Raw genomic sequence first — 18,757 nt, forward strand, 5'->3', positions numbered from 1 at the left:
CGTGGGGGCACCGCTGAATTTGCCCCCGTGACCGCGTTTACCGATGCAGACGTCCCGGGCCGCTCCGGCCCCACCGCCACCGTCGAGGCCGACCCGCGTGAGGTCGGCCGGGTGCGCACCGAGTACTCCCCCGCGCACGACGGCGACCCGGACCCCGGCGAGATCGTGTGGACCTGGGTGCCGTTCGAGGAGAACGACGGCCGGGGCAAGGACCGTCCGGTGCTCGTCGTCGCCCGGGAGCCGGGCGGCACGGTCCTGGCCGTGCAGCTCTCCAGCAAACGGCACGACGGCGACCGGGAATGGGTGGCCATCGGCAGCGGGCCGTGGGACCGGACCGGCCGCGACTCCTGGGTGGACGTCGACCGCGTGCTGCGGCTGCACGAGGACGGCATGCGCCGTGAGGCCTGCGCGCTGGACCGGATGCGGTTCAACCTGGTGCGGCAGCGCCTCCACGAGCGCTACGGCTGGACCTGAGCACCCGTCCGGCCGAACGCGTGCCCGAAGGCGGCACGGACCGTGCCGCCCGGCGTCCGGTCCGGCGCCCCGAAGACCACGTGGGTGAACCTGTGCTCGAAGCGGCCGCCGGCCGCCGGCCGGGCCCGGAACGCCTCCGCCACCTGTGCGGGGTCGTTGCGGAACACCCCGCAGCCCCAGGCGCCCGGCGCCAGGCGGCGGCAGCCGTGCGCGGCGGGCGTCTCCAGGACCCGTTCGGCGCGGGCCTCCAGGCTGCTCGCGCCGGTGACGTCGACGCGCAGGTCCACCGGCGGGGCCGCGGGCACGTCGACCGGTCCCGGTCCCCTCGTCCGTGTGCCGGCCCGGGCGGCCTCGACCGCCGCGGTGAGGGACACCTCGCGCCCGTCGGACGCGCGAGAGCCGCCGGCGGCCACGATCCGCTCCGTAGCCCGGGCGATGCCGCGCAGTCGCGCACTCATGGGGCCACCCCCGTGGACCCCGTGAGCGCGCGCCGCGCGGTCGCTCCCGGCCCGCACCGCGCCTCGCGCCGCACGCAGCGCGCCTCCGCCGTCGAGCTCATGCACGCATCGTGAGCGATCCTGGACATCGTGTGCAACAGGATTTTCCGGTGCCCGGCCCCTGTCGCGCATGCTCCGGGTCCGTCCGGGAAGCAGCTCTGAGGCAGCGGGAAACCGGCGGTGAACCGGTGGAGAATCGCCACGGAATCCGGGCTTCACGGTCCTGAAAGTCCCGATGTGCACCCTTGTGCGAATCGGATCGAGGGTCTTGGGTGGAACGAGCTCTACCGGTCCGGCCGCACCGAGGCCGGACCGGTGGCATGGTGGAATCTCAGGAGGATCCCGACATGTCCGACTCGGTCAGCGACTGTACGAACGGAGCAGAGCCGCGCAGCGCCCTCACCGAAGCCGAGGTGGAGGCGCTGGTCAGGGGAATCTGCTTCAAGACCGGCCCGCCCCGCACCATCGGGGTCGAGGTGGAATGGCTCGTCCACGAGCTGCACGCGCCGCAGCTCCCCGTCACACCCGAACGACTCGAAGCGGCCTACGCCGCACTGCGGGACGTGCCCCTCTGCTCGCCGCTCACCGTCGAGCCCGGCGGCCAGCTGGAGCTGAGCTCGCCGCCCGCCGCCTCCCTCATGGAGTGCGTGCACACCGTCTCCGCCGATCTGGCCGCGGTCCGCGCGACCCTGCGCGAGCAGGGACTCGCCCTCGCCGGCATCGGCACCGACCCCTGGCATCCACCGCGCCGGTTCCTGCACGAGCCGCGCTACGACGCCATGGAGGCCTGCCTCGACCGCACGGGACCTGCGGGCCGCGCGATGATGTGCACCTCGGCCTCCGTACAGGTCTGCCTGGACGCCGGGTACGAGGAGCCGGGCCCCCTCGGGCACGGGAGGCGCTGGTGGCTGTCGCACACGCTGGGCGCGGTGCTGACGGCGGCCTTCGCCAACTCCCCGCTGCTCGGCGGCGTCCCCACCGGCTGGCGCTCCACGCGGCAGCTGCTGTGGATGGAGATCGGCGCCGGCCGTGCGGGAGGTCCGGCCATGAACGGCGATCCGCGCGCGGCCTGGGCGCGGCACGTGCTGGACGCGCCGGTGATGTGCGTCCGGCGTGCCGAGGGCGCCTGGGAGGTGCCCGACCGCCTCACCTTCCGGCAGTGGACCCGATCGGGTGAGCCGACCCGGGAGGATCTCGACTACCACCTCACCACCTTGTTCCCGCCGGTCAGACCGCGCGGCCATCTGGAACTGCGCATGATCGACGCGCAGCCCGGCGACGACGGCTGGATCGTGCCGCTCGCCGTGACGACGGCCCTGTTCGAGGACCCCGAGGCCGCCGAGTTCGCCTACCGCGCGGTCAAACCGCTGGCCGAGCGGGCCCGGCCGCTGCCGGCCCCGCACAATCCGCTGTGGATGGACGCGGCCCGGCACGCGCTCACCGACCCCGAACTGCACGAGACGGCGGTCGCCTGCTTCGGCGCGGCCTTGCGGGCCCTGCCCCGCCTCGGCGCCGACGACACCGTGCTGGCGGCCGTGACGGACTACCGGGACCGCTATGTCCTCAAGGGGCGCACCCCCGCCGACGACCAGCTCGACCGCCTGCGCGGCACGGACGCCCGCGCGCACGGGAAGGACCTCCGCCCATGACCGAGCCCGCCCTGGACGCGGAGCCCACACCCGGCGCGGCCGCCGTGTCCGCCTCGAACACGGCCGCCCCGGACCCGGACGTGCTGCGCGCCCGCGCACTCGCCTCGCTCACGACGGCCCGCGCCCGCACGACGCTGCTGACCACGTGCGTCGAGGAACCCGACCTCACCGCCCAGCACTCCCCGCTGATGTCCCCGCTGGTGTGGGACCTCGCCCACATCGGCAACCAGGAGGAACTGTGGCTGCTGCGGGCGGTGGCCGGCCGGGAGGCGATGCGCCCCGAGATCGACGGCCTGTACGACGCCTTCGAGCACTCGCGCGCCGAACGCCCCACGCTGCCCCTGCTGCCCCCCGCCGAGGCCCGACGGTACGCGGCGGAGGTACGCGGCCGGGTCACCGACGTGCTGGAGTCCGCCGACTTCCACGGCACCCGGCTGACGGAGGCCGGCTTCGCCTTCGGGATGATCGCGCAGCACGAACAGCAGCACGACGAGACCATGCTGATCACCCATCAGCTCCGCACCGGGCCGCCGGTGCTCACCGCCCCCGATCCCGAACCGGTCCCGCTGTTCACCGGCCCGGCCGAAGTGCTCGTCCCCGGCGGCCCGTTCACCATGGGCACGTCCGGCGAGCCCTGGGCCCTGGACAACGAACGCCCGGCCCACCGGCGGGAGGTGGCCCCCTTCCACATCGACACGACCCCGGTGACGAACGCGGCCTACCAGGCGTTCATCGAGGACGGCGGCTACGACGAGGAGCGCTGGTGGACGCGGGAGGGCTGGGCGCACATCCGCGGGCACGGCATCCACGCGCCCTTGTTCTGGCGCAGGGACGGCGGGCAGTGGCTGCGCCGCCGCTTCGGCGTCACCGAGGTCGTGCCGCCCGACGAGCCGGTGCTCCACGTGTGCTGGTACGAGGCCGACGCCTACGCCCGCTGGGCGGGACGCCGGCTGCCCACCGAGACCGAGTGGGAGAAGGCGGCCCGCTTCGACCCCGCGACCGGCGGCTCGATGCGCTATCCGTGGGGTGACGCCGATCCCTCGCCGGAACACGCCAACCTGGGCCAGCGCCATCTGCGTCCGGCCCCGGCGGGCAGTTACCCGGCCGGCGCGTCCCCGCTCGGCGTACGGCAGTTGATCGGCGACGTCTGGGAGTGGACGTCCAGCGACTTCCTTCCCTACCCGGGCTTCCGGGCGTTCCCGTACAAGGAGTACTCGCAGGTGTTCTTCGGGCCCGAGCACAAGGTGCTGCGCGGCGGTTCGTTCGCGGTGGACCCGGTCGCCTGCCGGGGCACCTTCCGCAACTGGGACTACCCGATCCGGCGGCAGACCTTCTCCGGGTTCCGCACGGCCCGCCAGGGGGCCGTCTGATGTGCCGTCACCTCGCCTACCTGGGGCCGGAGGAGGCGCTCGGCAGGCTCCTCGTCGATCCCCCGCACGCGCTGTACCGCCAGTCGTGGGCTCCGCGGCGGCAGCGCCACGGCACGGTCAACGCCGACGGCTTCGGGGTGGGCTGGTACGCCGGCGGCGACCCGGCGCCGGCCCGCTACCGCAGGGCCGGGCCCATCTGGGCGGACCTGTCCTTCGCCGACCTGGCCCGGGTCGTGCGCAGCCGGGCCGTGCTGGCCGCCGTCCGGGACGCCACCCTGGCCGGCGCCGACGCGGAGGCCGCGGCGGCCCCGTACGCGGCGGACGCCTGGCTGTTCAGCCACAACGGGGCTCTCCCCGGCTGGCCGCGCTCGCTGGAGCCGCTGACGCGCACCCTGCCCGCCGCCGACCTGCTGTCCATGGAGGCCCGCAACGACTCCGCGTTCGTGTGGGCGCTGCTCCTCGCCCGGCTGCGCGCCGGGGACCCGGCGGGCCAGGCGCTGACCGACACCGTCCTCGAGGTCGCCGCCGCGGCCCCCGGCTCGCGGCTCAACCTGCTCCTCACCGACGGGGCGGCCGTCACCGCGACCGCCTGGGGCGACACCCTCTGGTATCTCACGGACCCCGGCAGGGGCACGGTGGTCGTGGCCTCCGAACCGTACGACGACGATCCACGCTGGCAGGAGGTCCCGGACCGGACCCTGCTCGTGGCGAGCCGCGCCGACGTCCTGCTCACCCCGCTCAAGGACCCGAGCGCGGACACGGCACCCGCACCACGCAAGGAGACCGGCACGTGAGTCCGTTCCCGATCACCCCCGCCCTCCCCGAGGACGGCACCGACACCGCCGGCGAAAGGCGACCCCCGCACCCCGCCGATGAGGCGTCGACCGAAGAGAGGCACTCATGACCGGCACCCGCGCCTACGGCTACACCGACACTCTCGAGGCCGAGCACTACGGCACCGCCCTGCGCGCCGATGTCGGCGCCGGCCTGACCCGTACGCCGAAGTCCACGGCGCCCACCTGGTTCTACGACGCCCGGGGCAGCGAGCTCTTCGAGGAGATCACCCAGCTCGCGGAGTACCCCCTGTGGCGAGCCGAGCTCGGGCTGCTGCAGCTGCACGCCGGCGACATCGCCGCGCGGACCGCGGCCCGCAGTCTCGTCGAGCTCGGATCAGGCAGCTCGACCAAGACGAAGCTGATCATCGAGGCGCTGGGGCCGGCGGGCCTGCACTACGTTCCGGTCGACGTCAGCGGCGACGCGCTGCACCAGGCGAGCGCGCAGCTCGTCCGGGAGTACCCGGGGATCGGTCTGCACGCCCTGCGGGCCGACTTCACGGCTCCGCTCGTTCTACCGGAGCTGCCCGAGGAGGGTTCCCGGCTCATCGCCTTCCTCGGCAGCACGCTGGGCAACTTCCTGCGGCCCGCCCGCGGCCCCTTCCTGCGGGGGCTCCGGGACATCATGCGTCCCGGGGACTTCCTGCTGATCGGCGCCGATCTGGTGAAGGACGAGCAGGAGATGATCGCCGCGTACGACGACGTCCAGGGCGTCACGGCCGAGTTCGACAAGAACCTGCTGCACGTCCTGAACCGCGAACTGGACGCCGACTTCGACCCCGACGCCTTCGATCACGCAGCCGTGTGGAACAGCGGGGAGAGTCACATCGAGATGAGGCTGCGCAGCCGGGCCGAGCAGCTGGTGAAGATCCGGGAACTCGGTCTGGCGGTGCAGTTCGAACCCGGCGAGGAATGGATCACCGAGCGCAGCGCCAAGTTCACCGTCTCCGGGCTGCAGGAGGAGATGGCCGCCGCGGGCCTTCGCACCCAGGAGCTCTGGGCCGACCCGAACGCCGGCTTCATGCTCACCCTCGCCACCGCTCACTGAGCCGGCGCACCGCCCGCCGGCGGGACGTCCCGGGGCTCTTGGGGAGGGGCGGGGCTCAGCCGTGAGCCCCGCCCTCGCCCGGGCCGTCGGCGGCCATCTCGGCCGGTCCGCCCCGTCGCCCGCTCCGCCGGTCACGGATGGAAAGGGTCCCAGCCCGGCTCCCCCGTGGACGAGGGGCTGACGACGGACCGGCCCGGGGCGCACCGCGCGGGATCGGGCGGCGGGAACAGCCGGTACGCGCCGACCCGGTCGGTGACGAACCGTACCGACGCGTCCGCGTCGGCCGACGGTCCCGGTGTCACCCGGGGCAGCTCCCGTCCGGTCAGGGGTTCACCCGCGTACACGGCCGCGAGCACCCCGACGCACACGCCTTCCCGCCCCGTGGGAAGGTCACCGGGGAAACCGACGGTCCGGCTTCTGCCGCCGTCGGCCGTGAGGCGATTGCGCCTGACGGACGACGAATCGGTCCGCGTCGACGTGGTCGTGGTCGTCGTCGTCAGCGTCCAGAACTCGACCTGCACCTCGAGCGGAAGGCACAGCCGCCGGGCATCCGCCGACCGCGGCGCGCCCACGACGACCGACATCCTCACGTCCGGCGCGGCGGCGCCCTCGGGCGTGCGGAAGGAGACCGCGCTGCGCAGCCAGGCGGCCTTCTGTCGTGCCGACCATGCGCCGTCGGCACGGCAGCCTCCGGTCTGGGTGGTCTCGGACGCCTTCGAGCAGCCGGCGGTGAGCAGGGCGAGGGCCGCCGAGCAGGCCGTCAGCGCCCCGCGGCGGAGCCGGGTCCGGGTGGTGTGCATGGTTTCCTCGATCGTCACGGGCCGGCCCGCGCACTTCCGATGGTGCGGGCGGCGAGCAGTCTGCCGGGCCCCGGCCCCGGCGAGGACGCCGGAAAGCCGCTGTGTCCGCTTCGTGATCCTGGGGGTCGCCCGGCGCACCCCGGACGGCGTGCCGTTCGTCTCGTGGCCGAGGTCCCGGAGGATCTCCCGGGAGACGGTTTGCCGCGTCGGACTCCCCTTTTCGGCGATCCGTAGCCGAAATCGCCAGGCAGTTGAGCAATCGGCTTCCCGTCTTCACGATTTCCCTGTCGAACGCCCGACGGCAGACCTCGGGCTCCAGCGCTGCAGAAGCGAGTCGAGCATGGTGCGTGTCCGTGCGTCTCTGTCCCAGCTGCCCGCCCATGTGCCGGGCCGAGAACAGCCCGGGGCGGTCGAGCCGGCCGGCGGTGAACCCGCCGCCCCGCACCGCCTCACGGTCACCGGACCCGACCGCGTCCCGGGGCGGTCGCGGACGCCGGGCCACGACGTGCCCGCCTCCCTGTCCGACGTCGTCCGGCTGCCGCTCGGCGGGGACGGCGGGGGCAGCGGGGGGAGCGGGGACTTCGCGCGGCACTGTGCCGGCGGACGGGTCATGGTCCGCACGTTCCCCGGCGGGGGCGTCCGGGTGACGATGGCACTGGCGGCGCAGAACGACGCCCTGCCGCCGCTCGCACCGAGCCGGAGAGGCTGACGGCCATGCGCCCCGGCCCCTACGAGCGTCACCGCGAGCTGTTGCACAGCGTCGTCCGCGCCCTCGCCGCCGGTGAGTGCCATCGCCCCTTCGCCGAGGCGACCGTCCAGGACGCGGCCGACGCCGGCATGCGGTCGACCCGTACTGCGGGAAAGGTGTTCGGCTCGCTGCTGGGGCGGCCCTTCGACCTGGTGCAGCCCGGCGAAGTCGCCCGTGTGCGCACGGAGTCGTCGCCGTACGGGCTCTGCCTCGCCATCGCCTATCCGCGCTGCGAACCCTCGGAGCTGGTCGCGGCGGCCGCACGGGCCGCGCCCGGCTGGCGGGCCGCGGGGCCCCGCCGCCGTGCCGGGCTCGCCGTGGAGATCCTGCGGCGGCTCAACACCCGCAGTCACGAACTGGCGCTCGCGGTGCACCACACCACCGGGCAGCCGCTGCGGGCCGCGCTGCACGCCGCCGGGCCGCGCGCGCAGGACCGTGCGCTCGAGGTGGTGGCCCAGGCCTTCGCCGAGTCCGAGCGGGTTCCGTCCGGCCTGCGCTGGGAGAGCGCGGGACGACGCGGTGGGCCGCCGCTCGCACTGCGGGGTACCTGCACGCTGGTGCCACGCGGCGTGTCGCTGCTCATCGGCTGTCCCGACTTCCCGCTCTGGAACGGTTATCCGGGCCTGTTCGCCAGCCTGGTCACCGGCAATCCCGTCGTCGTCGCCCCGCATCCGCGCTCGGTGCTTCCGCTGGCGATCACGGTGCGCGTCGCCCGGCAGGTGCTGGAGGAGGCCGGTCACGACCCGAACCTGGTGACACTCGCCGTGTCGGAGCCGGGGCGGCAGGCGCACCTGCGGCTGGCCACCGATCCGGCCGTACGGATCGTCGACTTCACGGGCTCCGCGCGCGTCGCGGACTGGCTGGAGCGGCACGCCGCGCAGGCCACCGTGTTCGCCAACCGGACCGGGCTGAACACCGTGGTCGTGGACTCCACCGACGACTACCCGGGCCTGGTCCGCGGGCTCGCCCTCTCCTCCTGCCTGTGCGCGGGGACGGTGCGCACCACACCGCAGAACATCCTGGTGCCGGAGCACGGCTTCGGCTCCGACGAGGGCCACAAGACGCTGCGCGACCTGGGGACCGACCTCGGTGAGGCCGTGGACCGGCTGCTCGGACACCCTGTGCGCGCGGCGGGGGTGCTGGGTGCGACCACCGCCGACGAGGTGCGCGCCGCGCTGACCGAGGCCGCACGGTACGGCCCGGTCGTGCACGCGTCCGGCCGGGTGCCCCATCCGCGCCATCTGGGCGCCGAGCTGCGCAGTCCGCTGCTGGTGCGGCTGCGCGCCTCGGACGAGCAGGTCTACACACGGGAGTGGCCCGGACCGATCTCCTTCCTGATCGGCACCGAGTCCACCTCGCACAGCCTGGCGCTCCTGCGCCGTACGGTGGCGCGGCACGGCGCGCTCTACGCCTCGGTGCACTCCACCGACACGCTGGTCCTCGCGGCGGCCGAGACGGCGGCGCTCGACGCCGGGGTGCCGCTGGTGGAGAACCTGGACGATCTGCCGGCCGACCCGTCCTCGGCTCTCGCTGATCTGCCGGGCGGAGGAGCCCACTTCGTCACCGGGCGGTTCCGGGTGGTGCGCTCACGCAGGCACGCCACGCCGACGGGTCCCGTCCCGGCGCCTGCGAGGCGCGTCGAGGCCGCCGAGCTGGTGGACCTGTGAAGCCTTCGGCCTCAGTCCGTCCAGGTGGCGCCGCGTCCCCGCACCTCGTCGAAGACGAGCCAGGTGCGGGTCGAGCGCACGCCCGGCACCGCCTGGATGCTCTCCAGCACGACCTTGCGCAGGGCCAGGTTGTCCGGTGCCCGCACCAGCACCAGGACGTCGAAGTCGCCGGTGACGAGGGCGACATGCTCCACGTAGGGAATGCGGCGCAGGTCGCGGGAGATGTCACGCCAGGCGTTCTGCTCGATGCTCATCGTGACGTAGGCGCTCGTGCCGAGGCCCGCTCGCTGGGCGTCGAGCTGCGCGGTGAAGCCCGTGATGACGTCCTCGGCGACGAGCCGGCCGATGCGGGTGTAGGCGTTGGCCCGGGAGATGTGCACCTGCTCGGCGAGTGAGCGGACCGAGATCCGGCCGTCCTCGAGGAGCCGACTGAGGATCTGCCGGTCGATGTCGTCGAGCGGGACGGCAGTGCGTACGGCCGCTGCCGTCGGCGGCGAGATTCCCTCGGACACTTCGTCCTCCCCGGCCATCGATTTCGGCAGTTCGTCACCGGTTCGGTGCGGCTGCTGGACACATATTCAGGTATCGGCGCACTTCTCCTGTCAAGTGTCCGGCGGAAGCAGCAGGCGCCCTCCGGGCGCCGCAAGGACGCCCGGGCAGCCCCGGCGGGGATCAGGGGCCGGCGTGGCGCCGCAGGAGAGGGCGGACGCTGAGGGGCTGCAGTTCGCTCAGCACGATCGTGGTGTTGGAGCGGACGACGCCGGGGACTTCGAGCAGGTGGTTGGTGATGCGGTGGAGGTCTGTCGTGTCACGGGCGACGACCCTCGCGAGGAGGTCCGCGTCGCCGGTGGTGACGAGGAGTTCGACGACTTCGGGGATGCGCAGGATGCCCTCGCGGGTGGGCTCCCCCACTCTCTGACTGATCGACAGGGTGATCAGGGCGAGCAAGGGGTAGCCCAGCGCGGCCGGGTCGACCCGGCGGCTGGGTTCCTTGAGGTGGCCGCTCTCCTCGAGTCGCCGCAACCGGCTCTGGACCGTGTTGCGGGCGAGGCCGAGCCGGTCGGCCAGGGCCACGGTGGTCGCCTGCGGGTCCGCGTCGAGCGCGAGGAGGATGCGCGCGTCGACGGCGTCCACGTTTCGCATGATGCCCAGTATGCCACGGCCCACCGGAACGCCGTTGAGCATTATGCGCAATGTATTGGACGCATATTGCGCATACTGATGACCGTTTCTAGGTTTCCGCCATGCAGAAAGCACCATGCGATGGCATGTCAGCGAAGAGCGTCTCCCCTGCCGAGGTCCGGGTGTGGGGTGACGAGGACGAGGTGGTCTCGGTTGCCGTGCAGTACGCCTGGCAGCGTCTGAGGCAGGACCCGGATCCCGTGACGGGCGCCCGCCCGGCGGCCGACCTGGCCGAAGCCGCCGGCAGCGCCATCACCGCCCCCGGTATCGGCGCCGCCGCCGCGCTCGGTCTGTTCGACCGCGTCCTGGCTCCCGCCACCCGCGCCCAGAACGGGCCGACGAACCTGGCCTACATCCCCGCGGCCCCCACCCGGGCCGCGCTCGCCTTCGAAGCCGTCACCGGTGCGGCGAACATCTTCGCCGGAACCTGGGAGGCCGGGGCCGGGGCCATCCACGCCGAGAACGAGGCGCTCGCCTGGCTCACCCGGCTGCTCGGCTGGCCCGCCACCGCGGCGGGATGCTTCGTCAGCGGCGGCACCATGGGCAACCTCTCCGCCCTCGTCGCGGCCCGCGCCGCCGCCTCCGGCCGGCCCCGCCCGGCCGGAGGCTGGAAGATCGTGTGCGCCGACAGCGCGCACTCCTCGATCCGGTCCGCGGCACGCGCCATGGACGTGGAGGTGGTCACCGCGCCCGTGGACCGGCACGGGCACCTCACCGGAGCCGCCGTGAACGCCGCCCTCGACGCCACCGACGGGGTGTTCGCCGTCGCGGCGACCGCGGGGACCACGAACGCCGGCCTGGTCGACGAGCTCGACACGATCGCCGACGCCTGTGCACGGCACGGCGTGTGGCTGCACGTCGACGGCGCCTACGGCGGAGCCGGCCTGGCCGCCGCCAGCGTGCGCCATCGCTACACCGGCATCGAGCGCGCCGACAGCTTCATCGTCGATCCGCACAAGTGGCTGTTCGCACCGTACGACTGCTGCGCGCTGCTCTACCGCGACCCCGCTCCGGCACGCGCCGCGCACAGTCAGTCGGCGCACTACCTCGACGCCATCGACCGCGATGCCCACAACCCGTCGGACCTGGCGCTCCACCTCAGCCGCCGCGCCCGCGGCCTGCCGTTCTGGTTCAGCCTGGCCGTGCACGGCACCGACCGCTACGCCGCGGCCGTGGAGCGGACCCTGACCACCGGCCGACGGGTCGCCGACGCCATCCGGGCAAGCGACCACCTGCGCCTGGTCGCCGAACCCGAGTTGTCCGTCGTCCTCTTCGAACGACCGGGATGGGACGCGCAGGACTACGCGGCCTGGTCCGCGCAGGCCGCCCGGACGGGTGCCACGCTGTGCGTGCCGACCCGGTGGAACGGCAGGACCGTCCTGCGGATGGCCTTCGTGAACCCCGACACCCGTGCGGACGAGGTGATCGAGGTGCTCCACACGCTCCGCCGGACCGTCCGGCCGGGGCCGCCGCCGGCCCCGGCCGCTCGCTGACGGTCCTCTGCGCGACGTCGACGTCGAACGCGAGCCGTCGGCGAGGTCCGCGACGGCGGAGCGGGCACGCCGTCAGGAGGTCGCCGTCAGCGCCCGGGTGATCCGGCGGGCGGCGCGGCGGGCCTCGGTCGCCGGGTCGGCGCCGGTGAGCACCTTCGTCATGTAGCCCTTGATCGGGTTGTCCGCCTCGACGGCGGCCCACTCGGGCGTGCTGGGGGTCGCGCGCCCCTGCGCGGCCCCCGCCGCCATGGCCGCGGCGCCCTCCTCCCCCGCGACCGCTCCGGCGAGTTCGGCCTTGTTGGGCACGTAGTTCATGGTGCGGGCCAGCTCGGTGTCCCATCTGGCGCCGGTCAGGGCGGCGACCACGGCGACGGCGCCCTCGCGGACGTCGGTGGCACGGGGGACGACGAGGTCGGATCCGCCGGTGAAGACGGCGCCCGGCCGGTCCGCGCTCTTGCCGGGCACCGGGAAGAAGCCCAACTCGCCCTCCAGGGCGGGGTTCTGCTCCAGCACGGCCCGGGCCAGTCCGGGCACCGCCACGATCTGCGCCACCCTGCCCGTGGCGAACACCCCCGCCTGGGGCGGATGTTCCTCGTCGGCGGCGACCGGTCCCCTGCCGAGCGACTGCAGGCGCCGGTAGAAGTCCATGCCGCGCAGGGCGGCCTTCGTGTCGAGGGCGCCCTGCCAGCGCCCGCCGTCCTCGGTGGCGAGGTCGCCGCCCTCGTCCCAGATGAACCCGGAGAGGGTGTACCAGTCCTGGCCGGCGAGGTAGATGCCCTGCCGGCCGTCCGCGTTCAGCTTCTCGGTGGCGGCGAGCCACTCGGCGCGGGTGCGGGGCAGGGCGGTGACGCCGGCCTGCTCGAAGAGGTCCTTGCGGTAGATCACCACCCGGTTGGCCGCGTACCAGGGGATGCCGTACTGGTGGAAGCGCTGCTGTCCGGGTTCGGCGAGACCGGGCAGCCAGTCGTCCCTTCCCCACTTCGCCGCCGACTCCAGCGTCAGGTCGAGCAGCCCGCGCCCGACGACGTACCGCGGGACCTGGGTGTTGCCCACCTCGATGACGTCCGGCCCGTTCTCGTCGTCGGACTCCAGCGCGGCCTCCACCTTGTCGCCGACGCCCGTCCACTCCTGGATGCGGACGTCGAGGTCGAGGCCGGGGTGGCGGTGTTCGAAGTCCGCGGTGAACCGGTCCAGGAAGTCCTGCGAGGCACTGTCCTTCATCAGCCACACCGTGACCGTGCTCCGGTCGCCCCCCGTCCCGGGCAGTACCCCGCAGGCGGTCAGAAGGGCGGCGGACACGCAGAGGAGGGCGAGGAGGCGACGTCGCACGGGGGTCCTGTTCTGTCGGACGGACAGGGCGGGGGCCCGACATGGGGGACGAGCGCGGCGCTCGAACGGGTGTCCCGGATTTTGGTATGGACCAATGCGAGGGGTCAAGGGGATCGACCCGGAACCCGCCCGTCCGCGCCGACGCCTCGCGCTCCGCCGCAGCTTGGGGCACGGTGGAGTGACGCGTGACACACGTGACGACGCCGTCACGGTCGAGAGGAGCAGCCCGATGTCGAACCACACCTACCGGGTCACGGAGATCGTCGGCACGTCGCCGGACGGCGTCGACCAGGCCGTCCGCAACGGGCTCGCCCGCGCCTCGCAGACGCTGCGCAACCTGGACTGGTTCGAGGTGACCCAGGTGCGCGGCCAGATCGAGAACGGCGACATCGCGCACTGGCAGGTGGGCCTGAAGGTCGGTTTCCGCCTCGACGAGTCGGACTGAGCCGCTCAGGTACGGCCTTCACCCTCCTGCGCCTGCTTGAGCTCTCCCGAAGGAGCGGCCCAGCGTGCCCGCACGACGGTGAACCCGGCCCGTTCGGCGTCGGCGCAGACCAGCTCGTCGTCGTCCACCAGGACGCGCACGGTCCGGTCGCGGGCGAGCCCGCGCAGGATCTCCAGCTTGGTGAGCCGGGCGGGCCGGCGGTCGCCGTTGCGCCGCATGTGCACACGCCCCTCAGGCAGCCCCTGCGCGGCGAGCCACTCCAGCGTGTCGCGCCGGCAGCGCTCTGGCCTGCCGGTGAGGTAGACGACCTCGCACTCCTCTGCGCTGGACAGCGCCAGCGCGACGCCTTCCGGGATCGTCGGGTCGTCCGGCGCGGCCGCGAAGAACGCGTCCCAGTCGCGCGGCCTGCGCTCCAGGAAGCGCTGCCGGTGGGCCGTGTCGGCGAGGGTGTTGTCCAGGTCGAACACGGCGAGGGGCTGCCTGCTGCTCTCGTTCACGCCGTCCACCCTAGCCAGGCGCCGCCATCGGGCGGCCGGCCTTCGGCGCCCCGCCGCCCCCTCCCCTCGCACACCCACCCCCGATCTCACTCACCCGAGCCCCCCCTTCCCATTAATTGCTAATGATATCCATTTTCATATAGCGTCCTCGAAGCTCACCGCGAGCCGATCGAGGAGGTTCCCATGGCCGTTCCCAAACGGAAGACGTCCCGCAGCAACACCCGCCACCGGCGCGCCCGATGGAAGGCGACCGCACCGCGGCTGGTGCCGGTCACCGTCGACGGTGTGCGGCATCTCGTGCCCCAGCGCCTGCTGAAGGCGTACGAACGCGGCCTGCTGCACCCCGAGGGCTGAGGCGCGCACGACCGCCCGCTGCCCGTCACGGTGCTCGCTGCCGGGCAGGGGGCGGCGGGTGAGGGACGACGGGTGCAGGACGCCCGGATGGGGACCCGCGACGGGTGTAAGGACCGACGCAGCGGGCGAGGAATCCCACGGGCCGCCAGGCGTTGAACCCCTTATGAGCTCCGTGATCGCTTCGGCCCGCTTCTCCGTCCTCGACCGCTCGCGCATCCGTGAGGGGCACACCGGCGCGCAGGCGCTGCGGGACACCGTGCGGCTGGCGCAGGAGGCCGAACGGCTCGGCTTCCACCGCTTCTGGGTGTCGGAACACCACGGCGTGCCGGGTGTCGCCGGGTCCGCGCCCACCGTCCTGGCCGCGGCCGTGGCCGCCGCGACCGGCACCATCCGCGTGGGCACCGGCGGGGTGATGCTGCCCAACCACCGCCCGCTGGTCGTGGCCGAGCAGTTCGGCGTCCTGGAGTCCCTCTTCCCGGGCCGGATCGACATGGGGCTCGGCCGCTCGGTGGGCTTCACCGACGGGGTGCGCACGGCGCTGGGCCGCGACAAGGACGACGCCGACGACTTCGCCGGGCAGCTGCGGGAACTTCTCGACTGGTTCGCCGGCGCCTCGCCCACCGGGGTCCGCGCCCGGCCGTCGGAGGGCCTGGCCGTGCCGCCGTTCGTGCTGGCCCTGGGCGAGGGAGCGGAGATCGCCGCCCGCGCGGGCCTGCCGCTGGTGGTCGGCGACCTCCGCGACCGCGAGAGGATGCGGCGCGGCATCGACCGCTACCGCGCCGGTTTCCGGCCCTCGCCGTGGGCGGCGGAACCGTACGTCGTCGTCTCCGGGACGGTCGCGGTGGCCGCGACGCCAAAGGCCGCGCGCCGGCTGCTGGTACCGGAGGCCTGGTCCATGGCGTACTCGCGGACCCACGGCACGTTCCCTCCGCTGCCGCCCGCCGAGGAGGCCGAGAGGCGACCGATGACGGCGAAGGCGCGCGGATTCTACGAGGCCGGGCTCACCGGCGGCGTCGTCGGCGACGAGGAACAGGTCGCCCGTGAGCTGGAGACCGTGCTCGAGGAGACGGGAGCGCAGGAGGTGCTGGTGACCACCAGCACCTACGACCGGACCGCGCTGCTGGAGTCCTTCCGGCGGCTGGCCTCGATCGTCGACCGGGAACGCGGCGACGCCCCACACCGGTCGGCGGCGCTCCGGCACGCGGAGAACCGCGGGGACTTCTGCGGGTGACCGGCCTCGGGCCGGCGGCGGCGCCCTGGGCCGGCCCTCGCGGTCAGCGCCGGACGCCGCGGAACGCGCTGCTCCGGCGAGCGCGCTGCTCCCGCCAGGACCGGTAGTGGTCCCTCACGGTCTCCTCGATCGGGCGGTAGACGAGTCCCAGTTCCTCGGTGCTTCTGCGGTTGTCGACACGGAAGCGGATCCCGAGGTGGCTGCGGATGTAGGCCTGGGAGAGGCCGAAGGCGGGACCGAGGACGCGCACCGGCCAGTGCGGCAGGGCCGTCCGGGGCAGGCGCAGGTTCCTCGGGTGCTGCTCCAGGAGGATCTTCGCCATCCGGTGGAAGGAGGTCATCTCCTCGGCGGCGAGGATGTACCGGCCGTGGGCGCCGGGGTGTTCGGCGGCCGCGATGTGGGCCGCCGCCACGTCCCGCACGTCGACCGTGGTGAAACTGAAGTCCGGGGCGCCGTAGAAGAAGTAGCCCTTGAACAGTTCGTCCAGCAGGAACAGGCTGCCCGAGTCGGAGGCCGGGGTGAGCGAAGGGCCCAGGACCAGCCCGGGGTTGAGGGAGACCATGCGCCAGCGCTGCTGTGCGGCCTCGGCCTCCCGGGCCGCCTGCTCGGCGACCGTCTTCGCGTAGTGGTAGGGGTTGTTCTCCACCGTGCTGGTGGTGTTGACGTACTTCTCCGACAGCGTCCCGTCGTCCATCTCCCGTACGTCGGCGTAGTCGCCGAAGATCGCGCCCACCGTGGAGGTGAGGACGAGCCGGCGGACCGTCGGCGTGCGCTCGACCGACGCCACGACATTGCGGGTGCCCCGCAGAGCGGGCTCCACGACGTCCCGACGGCCGTCCTTGATCTTCTCCGGCATCAGGAACGGCGAGGCGACGTGGAAGACCACCGTGCAGGCCCGCATCGCCGCGTCGAAGGAGCCCTCGGTGAGCAGGTCGGCCTCGAAGAGGACGAGGCGGCCGGGAAAGGCGTCCTGGAGGGCGTGCAGCGGGCCGCACTTGGCCGCGTTCGCCGTGGAGCGCACGGTGGTGTGCACGCGGTAGCCGCGTGTGAGGAGCTGTTCGACGAGATGGGCGGCGACGAAGCCGCTGCCACCCGTCACCAGCACCGGTGTGTCGGCCGGATCCGTGCTCACGCGCGCTCCCCTCGGAGATCGGGACGCGTCATGATCCCATCAACCCGGCGCGACCGTCCCCGCGTTGCCGGGAATCGCCGCGGCGGCCGGCTGCCGCCGCGCGGCTGTCCGCCCCCGGACCACCCGCCGCCTGCCGCCGCCGACCGCCGGCCGTGGGCCGCGCGGGCCGTGCCGGTCGGCGGCCGGGAGGGGTGAGGGGCGCTCACGCGGCGCGTCCAGCACCCCGGCCCCGGCCGCCTCGGCCAGTGCCCTGCGGTCCGGGTGAACGTCCGCCGCGAGGGCGGGCAGCACCTCGACCTCGGCCACCAGGCCCCGGGTGGACGCAACCCGCCACAGTGAGGCGAGCAGGGAGTCGTCGCCGACGAAGGCGGCCGCCGTGCTGACCGCGCCGCCGCCGTCGCGGTATCCGATGCGCACCGGCTGGACCCGGGCCCCGGCGTCCAGCGCGGCCTGGAACACCGCCCGCCGGAAGCGCCCCTGAGCGCGGCCGCACCAGGTGCTCCCCTCCGGGAACACGGCGACCGCCCGCCCGGAACGCAGCACCTGCGCGATCCGTTCCACCGTGGCGGGCAGGGCGCGCAGCCGGTCGCGCTCGATGAACAGCACTCCGCCGCGCGCGGCCAGCGCGCCCGCCACCGGCCACCGCCGGATCTCGGCCTTGGCGAGCATCCGCGCCGGGCGGACGCCGGCCAGCAGCGGGACGTCCAGCCAGGAGATGTGGTTGGCGACGAGCAGCAGTCCCCCGGCGGCCGGCGCGCTCGCACCGGTCACCCGGACCCGCACCCCGGCCGCCCGGACGACGGTCCGGCTCCACCGTCGCACCGCGCCGGCCGGGATCAGCCCGCCGAGCGGCGACAGCACCGCCCCGGCCAGCACCAGCGCCGTGACCGCGGTGAGCCGCAGCACCGCCCTCACCACGCCCGTACGGGACGCCGTCGCCCGCACGCACATCCGCGGAGTGCAGGGCGCTCCCGGCAGCCAGACGCTCACGCGATCGGCACGAGGGAGAGGAAGTGCCGAAGGTAGCGCGGGTCGACCCGGCTCATCGGCAGCAGCACGTACAGGTCGGCGACGCCGAAGTCGGGGTCGTGGGCGGGCTCCCCGCACACCCAGGCGCCGAGCCGGAGGTAGCCGCGCAGCAGGGCGGGCAGCTCGGTGCGTCCGGACGCGGCGGACGCGGCGGACGGGGGCGGCGTCCACGGCCGCAGCGGGCGCACCCGGAACTCCTCGGGCGCCAGGTGCTTCGCACGCACCCGCTCCCAGGCGCCGGCCGCCAGGGCGCCGCCGTCGGCCAGCGGGACGGAGCAGCAGCCGGCCAGCCACGCGTGGCCGCGGTCCACCATGTACCGGGCGATGCCGGCCCAGATGAGGCCGATGACGGCGCCGTCGCGGTGGTCGGGGTGCACGCAGGAGCGCCCGACCTCGACCAGGCCGGGCCGGATCGCGTCGAGCGCTCCGAGGTCGAACTCGCCGTCCGAGTAGAGGCGTCCGGCGGCCGAGGCGCGCTCCGGCGGCAGCAGCCGGTAGGTTCCGACGACCTGGCCGGTGTACGTGTCGCGCACCAGCAGGTGGTCGCAGTGGGCGTCGAACGGGTCGACGTCGAGGCCCGGGTGCGGGGACGCCAACGAGGCGCCCAGCTCGCCGGCGAACACGTCGTGCCGCAGCCGCTGCGCGGCCCGTACGTCGTCCTCGTCGCGGGCCAGGGTGACGGTGTAGCGGACGGGTGCCGTGGACTGCTGGGGACGGTCGAGCGTGGAAATGCCGGTCATGGCTCTCTCCTGTCGCGGGCCGGGAAGGCGCAGCGGCTGCAGCCCCATGGCGTGGGTGCTGCCGCCCCTGTTCTTCCGCTCCCGGCCGACCTGGGCGTGACCGGCGCGAAGAGAGCTGATGTGGGCTTGCTGAACGACTCGGACCGCCGCAGGGGCGGGTCGGCGGGCGCCGGTCTCTTCGCCGGTCGTTCGCCGTGGCGGGGCCGGTCCGTCGGCTGTCGTCCTCGCCGGTCGTCGGC

At 73.9% G+C, this 18,757-nt stretch carries 20 protein-coding genes; 11 read left to right on the forward strand and 9 right to left on the reverse strand.

The features are described 5' to 3' along the window. Positions 1 to 27: 27 nt before the first annotated feature. The gene (locus ACN6LD_RS18935) at positions 28 to 474 is read left to right on the forward strand and encodes a type II toxin-antitoxin system PemK/MazF family toxin (protein ID WP_319192230.1); all 447 of its coding nucleotides are present in this window, start codon (positions 28 to 30) and stop codon (positions 472 to 474) included. On the opposite strand, the gene ACN6LD_RS18940 is transcribed toward ACN6LD_RS18935, so the two are convergent. Continuing rightward, a complete protein-coding gene (locus ACN6LD_RS18940; RefSeq protein ID WP_445043793.1) occupies positions 459 to 932 on the reverse strand; it encodes a TIGR02452 family protein in 474 nt (157 codons plus the stop codon). The two genes, ACN6LD_RS18935 and ACN6LD_RS18940, sit on opposite strands and share 16 nt — an antisense overlap. Before the next feature lie 386 nt (positions 933 to 1,318). On the opposite strand from ACN6LD_RS18940, the gene egtA reads away from it, so the two are divergent. From egtA to egtD, 4 genes are all read left to right on the forward strand, one after another. Next, positions 1,319 to 2,620 (forward strand): ergothioneine biosynthesis glutamate--cysteine ligase EgtA, encoded by a 1,302-nt coding sequence (gene egtA, locus ACN6LD_RS18945; protein WP_319192226.1) that lies wholly within the window; start codon positions 1,319 to 1,321, stop codon positions 2,618 to 2,620. Beyond that, positions 2,617 to 3,990, forward strand: a complete 1,374-nt coding sequence (gene egtB / locus ACN6LD_RS18950; protein WP_445043794.1) for an ergothioneine biosynthesis protein EgtB — start codon at positions 2,617 to 2,619, stop codon at positions 3,988 to 3,990. Before egtA ends, egtB begins: the two co-directional genes overlap by 4 nt. Further along, a complete protein-coding gene (gene egtC, locus ACN6LD_RS18955) occupies positions 3,990 to 4,784 on the forward strand; it encodes an ergothioneine biosynthesis protein EgtC (protein ID WP_445043795.1) in 795 nt (264 codons plus the stop codon). The genes egtB and egtC overlap by 1 nt, the downstream gene beginning before the upstream one ends. A 106-nt stretch (positions 4,785 to 4,890) precedes the next feature. Further along, on the forward strand, positions 4,891 to 5,871 hold the full coding sequence (egtD, locus tag ACN6LD_RS18960; RefSeq protein ID WP_445043796.1) for an L-histidine N(alpha)-methyltransferase: 981 nt from the start codon (positions 4,891 to 4,893) through the stop codon (positions 5,869 to 5,871). 131 nt (positions 5,872 to 6,002) lie between these two features. Here egtD and ACN6LD_RS18965 read toward each other — a convergent pair whose 3' ends face one another. Then, a complete protein-coding gene (locus ACN6LD_RS18965; protein WP_445043797.1) occupies positions 6,003 to 6,671 on the reverse strand; it encodes a hypothetical protein in 669 nt (222 codons plus the stop codon). Between the two features lie 340 nt (positions 6,672 to 7,011). Here ACN6LD_RS18965 and ACN6LD_RS18970 point away from each other — a divergent pair, with 340 nt between their 5' ends. Then, positions 7,012 to 7,380 carry a hypothetical protein gene (locus ACN6LD_RS18970; protein WP_445043798.1) on the forward strand — a complete coding sequence of 123 codons (369 nt, stop codon included), beginning with the start codon at positions 7,012 to 7,014 and terminating at the stop codon, positions 7,378 to 7,380. 5 nt (positions 7,381 to 7,385) lie between these two features. Next, positions 7,386 to 9,086 carry an aldehyde dehydrogenase family protein gene (locus tag ACN6LD_RS18975; protein ID WP_445043799.1) on the forward strand — a complete coding sequence of 567 codons (1,701 nt, stop codon included), beginning with the start codon at positions 7,386 to 7,388 and terminating at the stop codon, positions 9,084 to 9,086. Positions 9,087 to 9,097: 11 nt separating this feature from the next. Here ACN6LD_RS18975 and ACN6LD_RS18980 read toward each other — a convergent pair whose 3' ends face one another. Together ACN6LD_RS18980 and ACN6LD_RS18985 are read right to left on the reverse strand one after the other, a co-directional pair. Continuing rightward, entirely contained in the window at positions 9,098 to 9,616 is a 519-nt protein-coding gene (locus ACN6LD_RS18980; protein WP_445043800.1) for an Lrp/AsnC family transcriptional regulator, read from the reverse strand. Positions 9,617 to 9,758: 142 nt separating this feature from the next. Further along, positions 9,759 to 10,229, reverse strand: a complete 471-nt coding sequence (locus ACN6LD_RS18985) for an Lrp/AsnC family transcriptional regulator (protein ID WP_319193802.1) — start codon at positions 10,227 to 10,229, stop codon at positions 9,759 to 9,761. Between the two features lie 125 nt (positions 10,230 to 10,354). Here ACN6LD_RS18985 and ACN6LD_RS18990 point away from each other — a divergent pair, with 125 nt between their 5' ends. Then, positions 10,355 to 11,761, forward strand: coding sequence for a pyridoxal phosphate-dependent decarboxylase family protein (locus ACN6LD_RS18990; protein ID WP_445043801.1), 1,407 nt, complete (start codon positions 10,355 to 10,357; stop codon positions 11,759 to 11,761). A gap of 72 nt (positions 11,762 to 11,833) precedes the next feature. Here the strand turns inward: ACN6LD_RS18990 and ACN6LD_RS18995 are convergent, their stop codons facing one another. Then, a complete protein-coding gene (locus ACN6LD_RS18995) occupies positions 11,834 to 13,090 on the reverse strand; it encodes an extracellular solute-binding protein (RefSeq protein ID WP_319193805.1) in 1,257 nt (418 codons plus the stop codon). 229 nt (positions 13,091 to 13,319) lie between these two features. Between ACN6LD_RS18995 and ACN6LD_RS19000 the strand changes: the two genes are divergently transcribed. Continuing rightward, positions 13,320 to 13,535, forward strand: coding sequence for a dodecin (locus tag ACN6LD_RS19000; RefSeq protein ID WP_057581022.1), 216 nt, complete (start codon positions 13,320 to 13,322; stop codon positions 13,533 to 13,535). Positions 13,536 to 13,540: 5 nt separating this feature from the next. On the opposite strand, the gene ACN6LD_RS19005 is transcribed toward ACN6LD_RS19000, so the two are convergent. Then, a complete protein-coding gene (locus ACN6LD_RS19005; protein WP_445043802.1) occupies positions 13,541 to 14,032 on the reverse strand; it encodes a phosphatase domain-containing protein in 492 nt (163 codons plus the stop codon). A gap of 183 nt (positions 14,033 to 14,215) precedes the next feature. Between ACN6LD_RS19005 and rpmF the strand changes: the two genes are divergently transcribed. Further along, positions 14,216 to 14,386, forward strand: a complete 171-nt coding sequence (gene rpmF, locus ACN6LD_RS19010; protein ID WP_319193809.1) for a 50S ribosomal protein L32 — start codon at positions 14,216 to 14,218, stop codon at positions 14,384 to 14,386. A 163-nt stretch (positions 14,387 to 14,549) separates the two neighbouring features. Then, positions 14,550 to 15,617, forward strand: a complete 1,068-nt coding sequence (locus ACN6LD_RS19015) for an LLM class flavin-dependent oxidoreductase (RefSeq protein WP_445043803.1) — start codon at positions 14,550 to 14,552, stop codon at positions 15,615 to 15,617. Positions 15,618 to 15,660: 43 nt separating this feature from the next. On the opposite strand, the gene ACN6LD_RS19020 is transcribed toward ACN6LD_RS19015, so the two are convergent. Genes ACN6LD_RS19020 through ACN6LD_RS19030 form a run of 3 tightly spaced genes read right to left on the reverse strand, consistent with a single transcriptional unit; the run spans position 15,661 to position 18,518 of the window. Further along, positions 15,661 to 16,749 carry an NAD-dependent epimerase/dehydratase family protein gene (locus ACN6LD_RS19020; protein ID WP_445043804.1) on the reverse strand — a complete coding sequence of 363 codons (1,089 nt, stop codon included), beginning with the start codon at positions 16,747 to 16,749 and terminating at the stop codon, positions 15,661 to 15,663. Between the two features lie 39 nt (positions 16,750 to 16,788). Next, positions 16,789 to 17,739 carry a lysophospholipid acyltransferase family protein gene (locus tag ACN6LD_RS19025; RefSeq protein ID WP_445043805.1) on the reverse strand — a complete coding sequence of 317 codons (951 nt, stop codon included), beginning with the start codon at positions 17,737 to 17,739 and terminating at the stop codon, positions 16,789 to 16,791. After that, positions 17,736 to 18,518: a GNAT family N-acetyltransferase gene (locus ACN6LD_RS19030; RefSeq protein ID WP_445043806.1), complete on the reverse strand. Its 783-nt coding sequence runs from the start codon at positions 18,516 to 18,518 to the stop codon at positions 17,736 to 17,738. Before ACN6LD_RS19030 ends, ACN6LD_RS19025 begins: the two co-directional genes overlap by 4 nt. Positions 18,519 to 18,757: the final 239 nt, after the last annotated feature.

The organism is Streptomyces sp. SAS_272, from assembly GCF_052543235.1.

Coding starts and splice junctions, on each gene's coding strand:
- ACN6LD_RS18940 (WP_445043793.1), bottom strand. CDS start 932: ATGAGTGCGCGACTGCGCGGCATCGCCCGGGCTACGGAGCGGATCGTG.
- egtA (WP_319192226.1), top strand. CDS start 1,319: ATGTCCGACTCGGTCAGCGACTGTACGAACGGAGCAGAGCCGCGCAGC.
- egtB (WP_445043794.1), top strand. CDS start 2,617: ATGACCGAGCCCGCCCTGGACGCGGAGCCCACACCCGGCGCGGCCGCC.
- egtC (WP_445043795.1), top strand. CDS start 3,990: ATGTGCCGTCACCTCGCCTACCTGGGGCCGGAGGAGGCGCTCGGCAGG.
- egtD (WP_445043796.1), top strand. CDS start 4,891: ATGACCGGCACCCGCGCCTACGGCTACACCGACACTCTCGAGGCCGAG.
- ACN6LD_RS18965 (WP_445043797.1), bottom strand. CDS start 6,671: ATGCACACCACCCGGACCCGGCTCCGCCGCGGGGCGCTGACGGCCTGC.
- ACN6LD_RS18970 (WP_445043798.1), top strand. CDS start 7,012: ATGGTGCGTGTCCGTGCGTCTCTGTCCCAGCTGCCCGCCCATGTGCCG.
- ACN6LD_RS18975 (WP_445043799.1), top strand. CDS start 7,386: ATGCGCCCCGGCCCCTACGAGCGTCACCGCGAGCTGTTGCACAGCGTC.
- ACN6LD_RS18980 (WP_445043800.1), bottom strand. CDS start 9,616: ATGGCCGGGGAGGACGAAGTGTCCGAGGGAATCTCGCCGCCGACGGCA.
- ACN6LD_RS18985 (WP_319193802.1), bottom strand. CDS start 10,229: ATGCGAAACGTGGACGCCGTCGACGCGCGCATCCTCCTCGCGCTCGAC.
- ACN6LD_RS18990 (WP_445043801.1), top strand. CDS start 10,355: ATGTCAGCGAAGAGCGTCTCCCCTGCCGAGGTCCGGGTGTGGGGTGAC.
- ACN6LD_RS19000 (WP_057581022.1), top strand. CDS start 13,320: ATGTCGAACCACACCTACCGGGTCACGGAGATCGTCGGCACGTCGCCG.
- rpmF (WP_319193809.1), top strand. CDS start 14,216: ATGGCCGTTCCCAAACGGAAGACGTCCCGCAGCAACACCCGCCACCGG.
- ACN6LD_RS19015 (WP_445043803.1), top strand. CDS start 14,550: ATGAGCTCCGTGATCGCTTCGGCCCGCTTCTCCGTCCTCGACCGCTCG.
- ACN6LD_RS19030 (WP_445043806.1), bottom strand. CDS start 18,518: ATGACCGGCATTTCCACGCTCGACCGTCCCCAGCAGTCCACGGCACCC.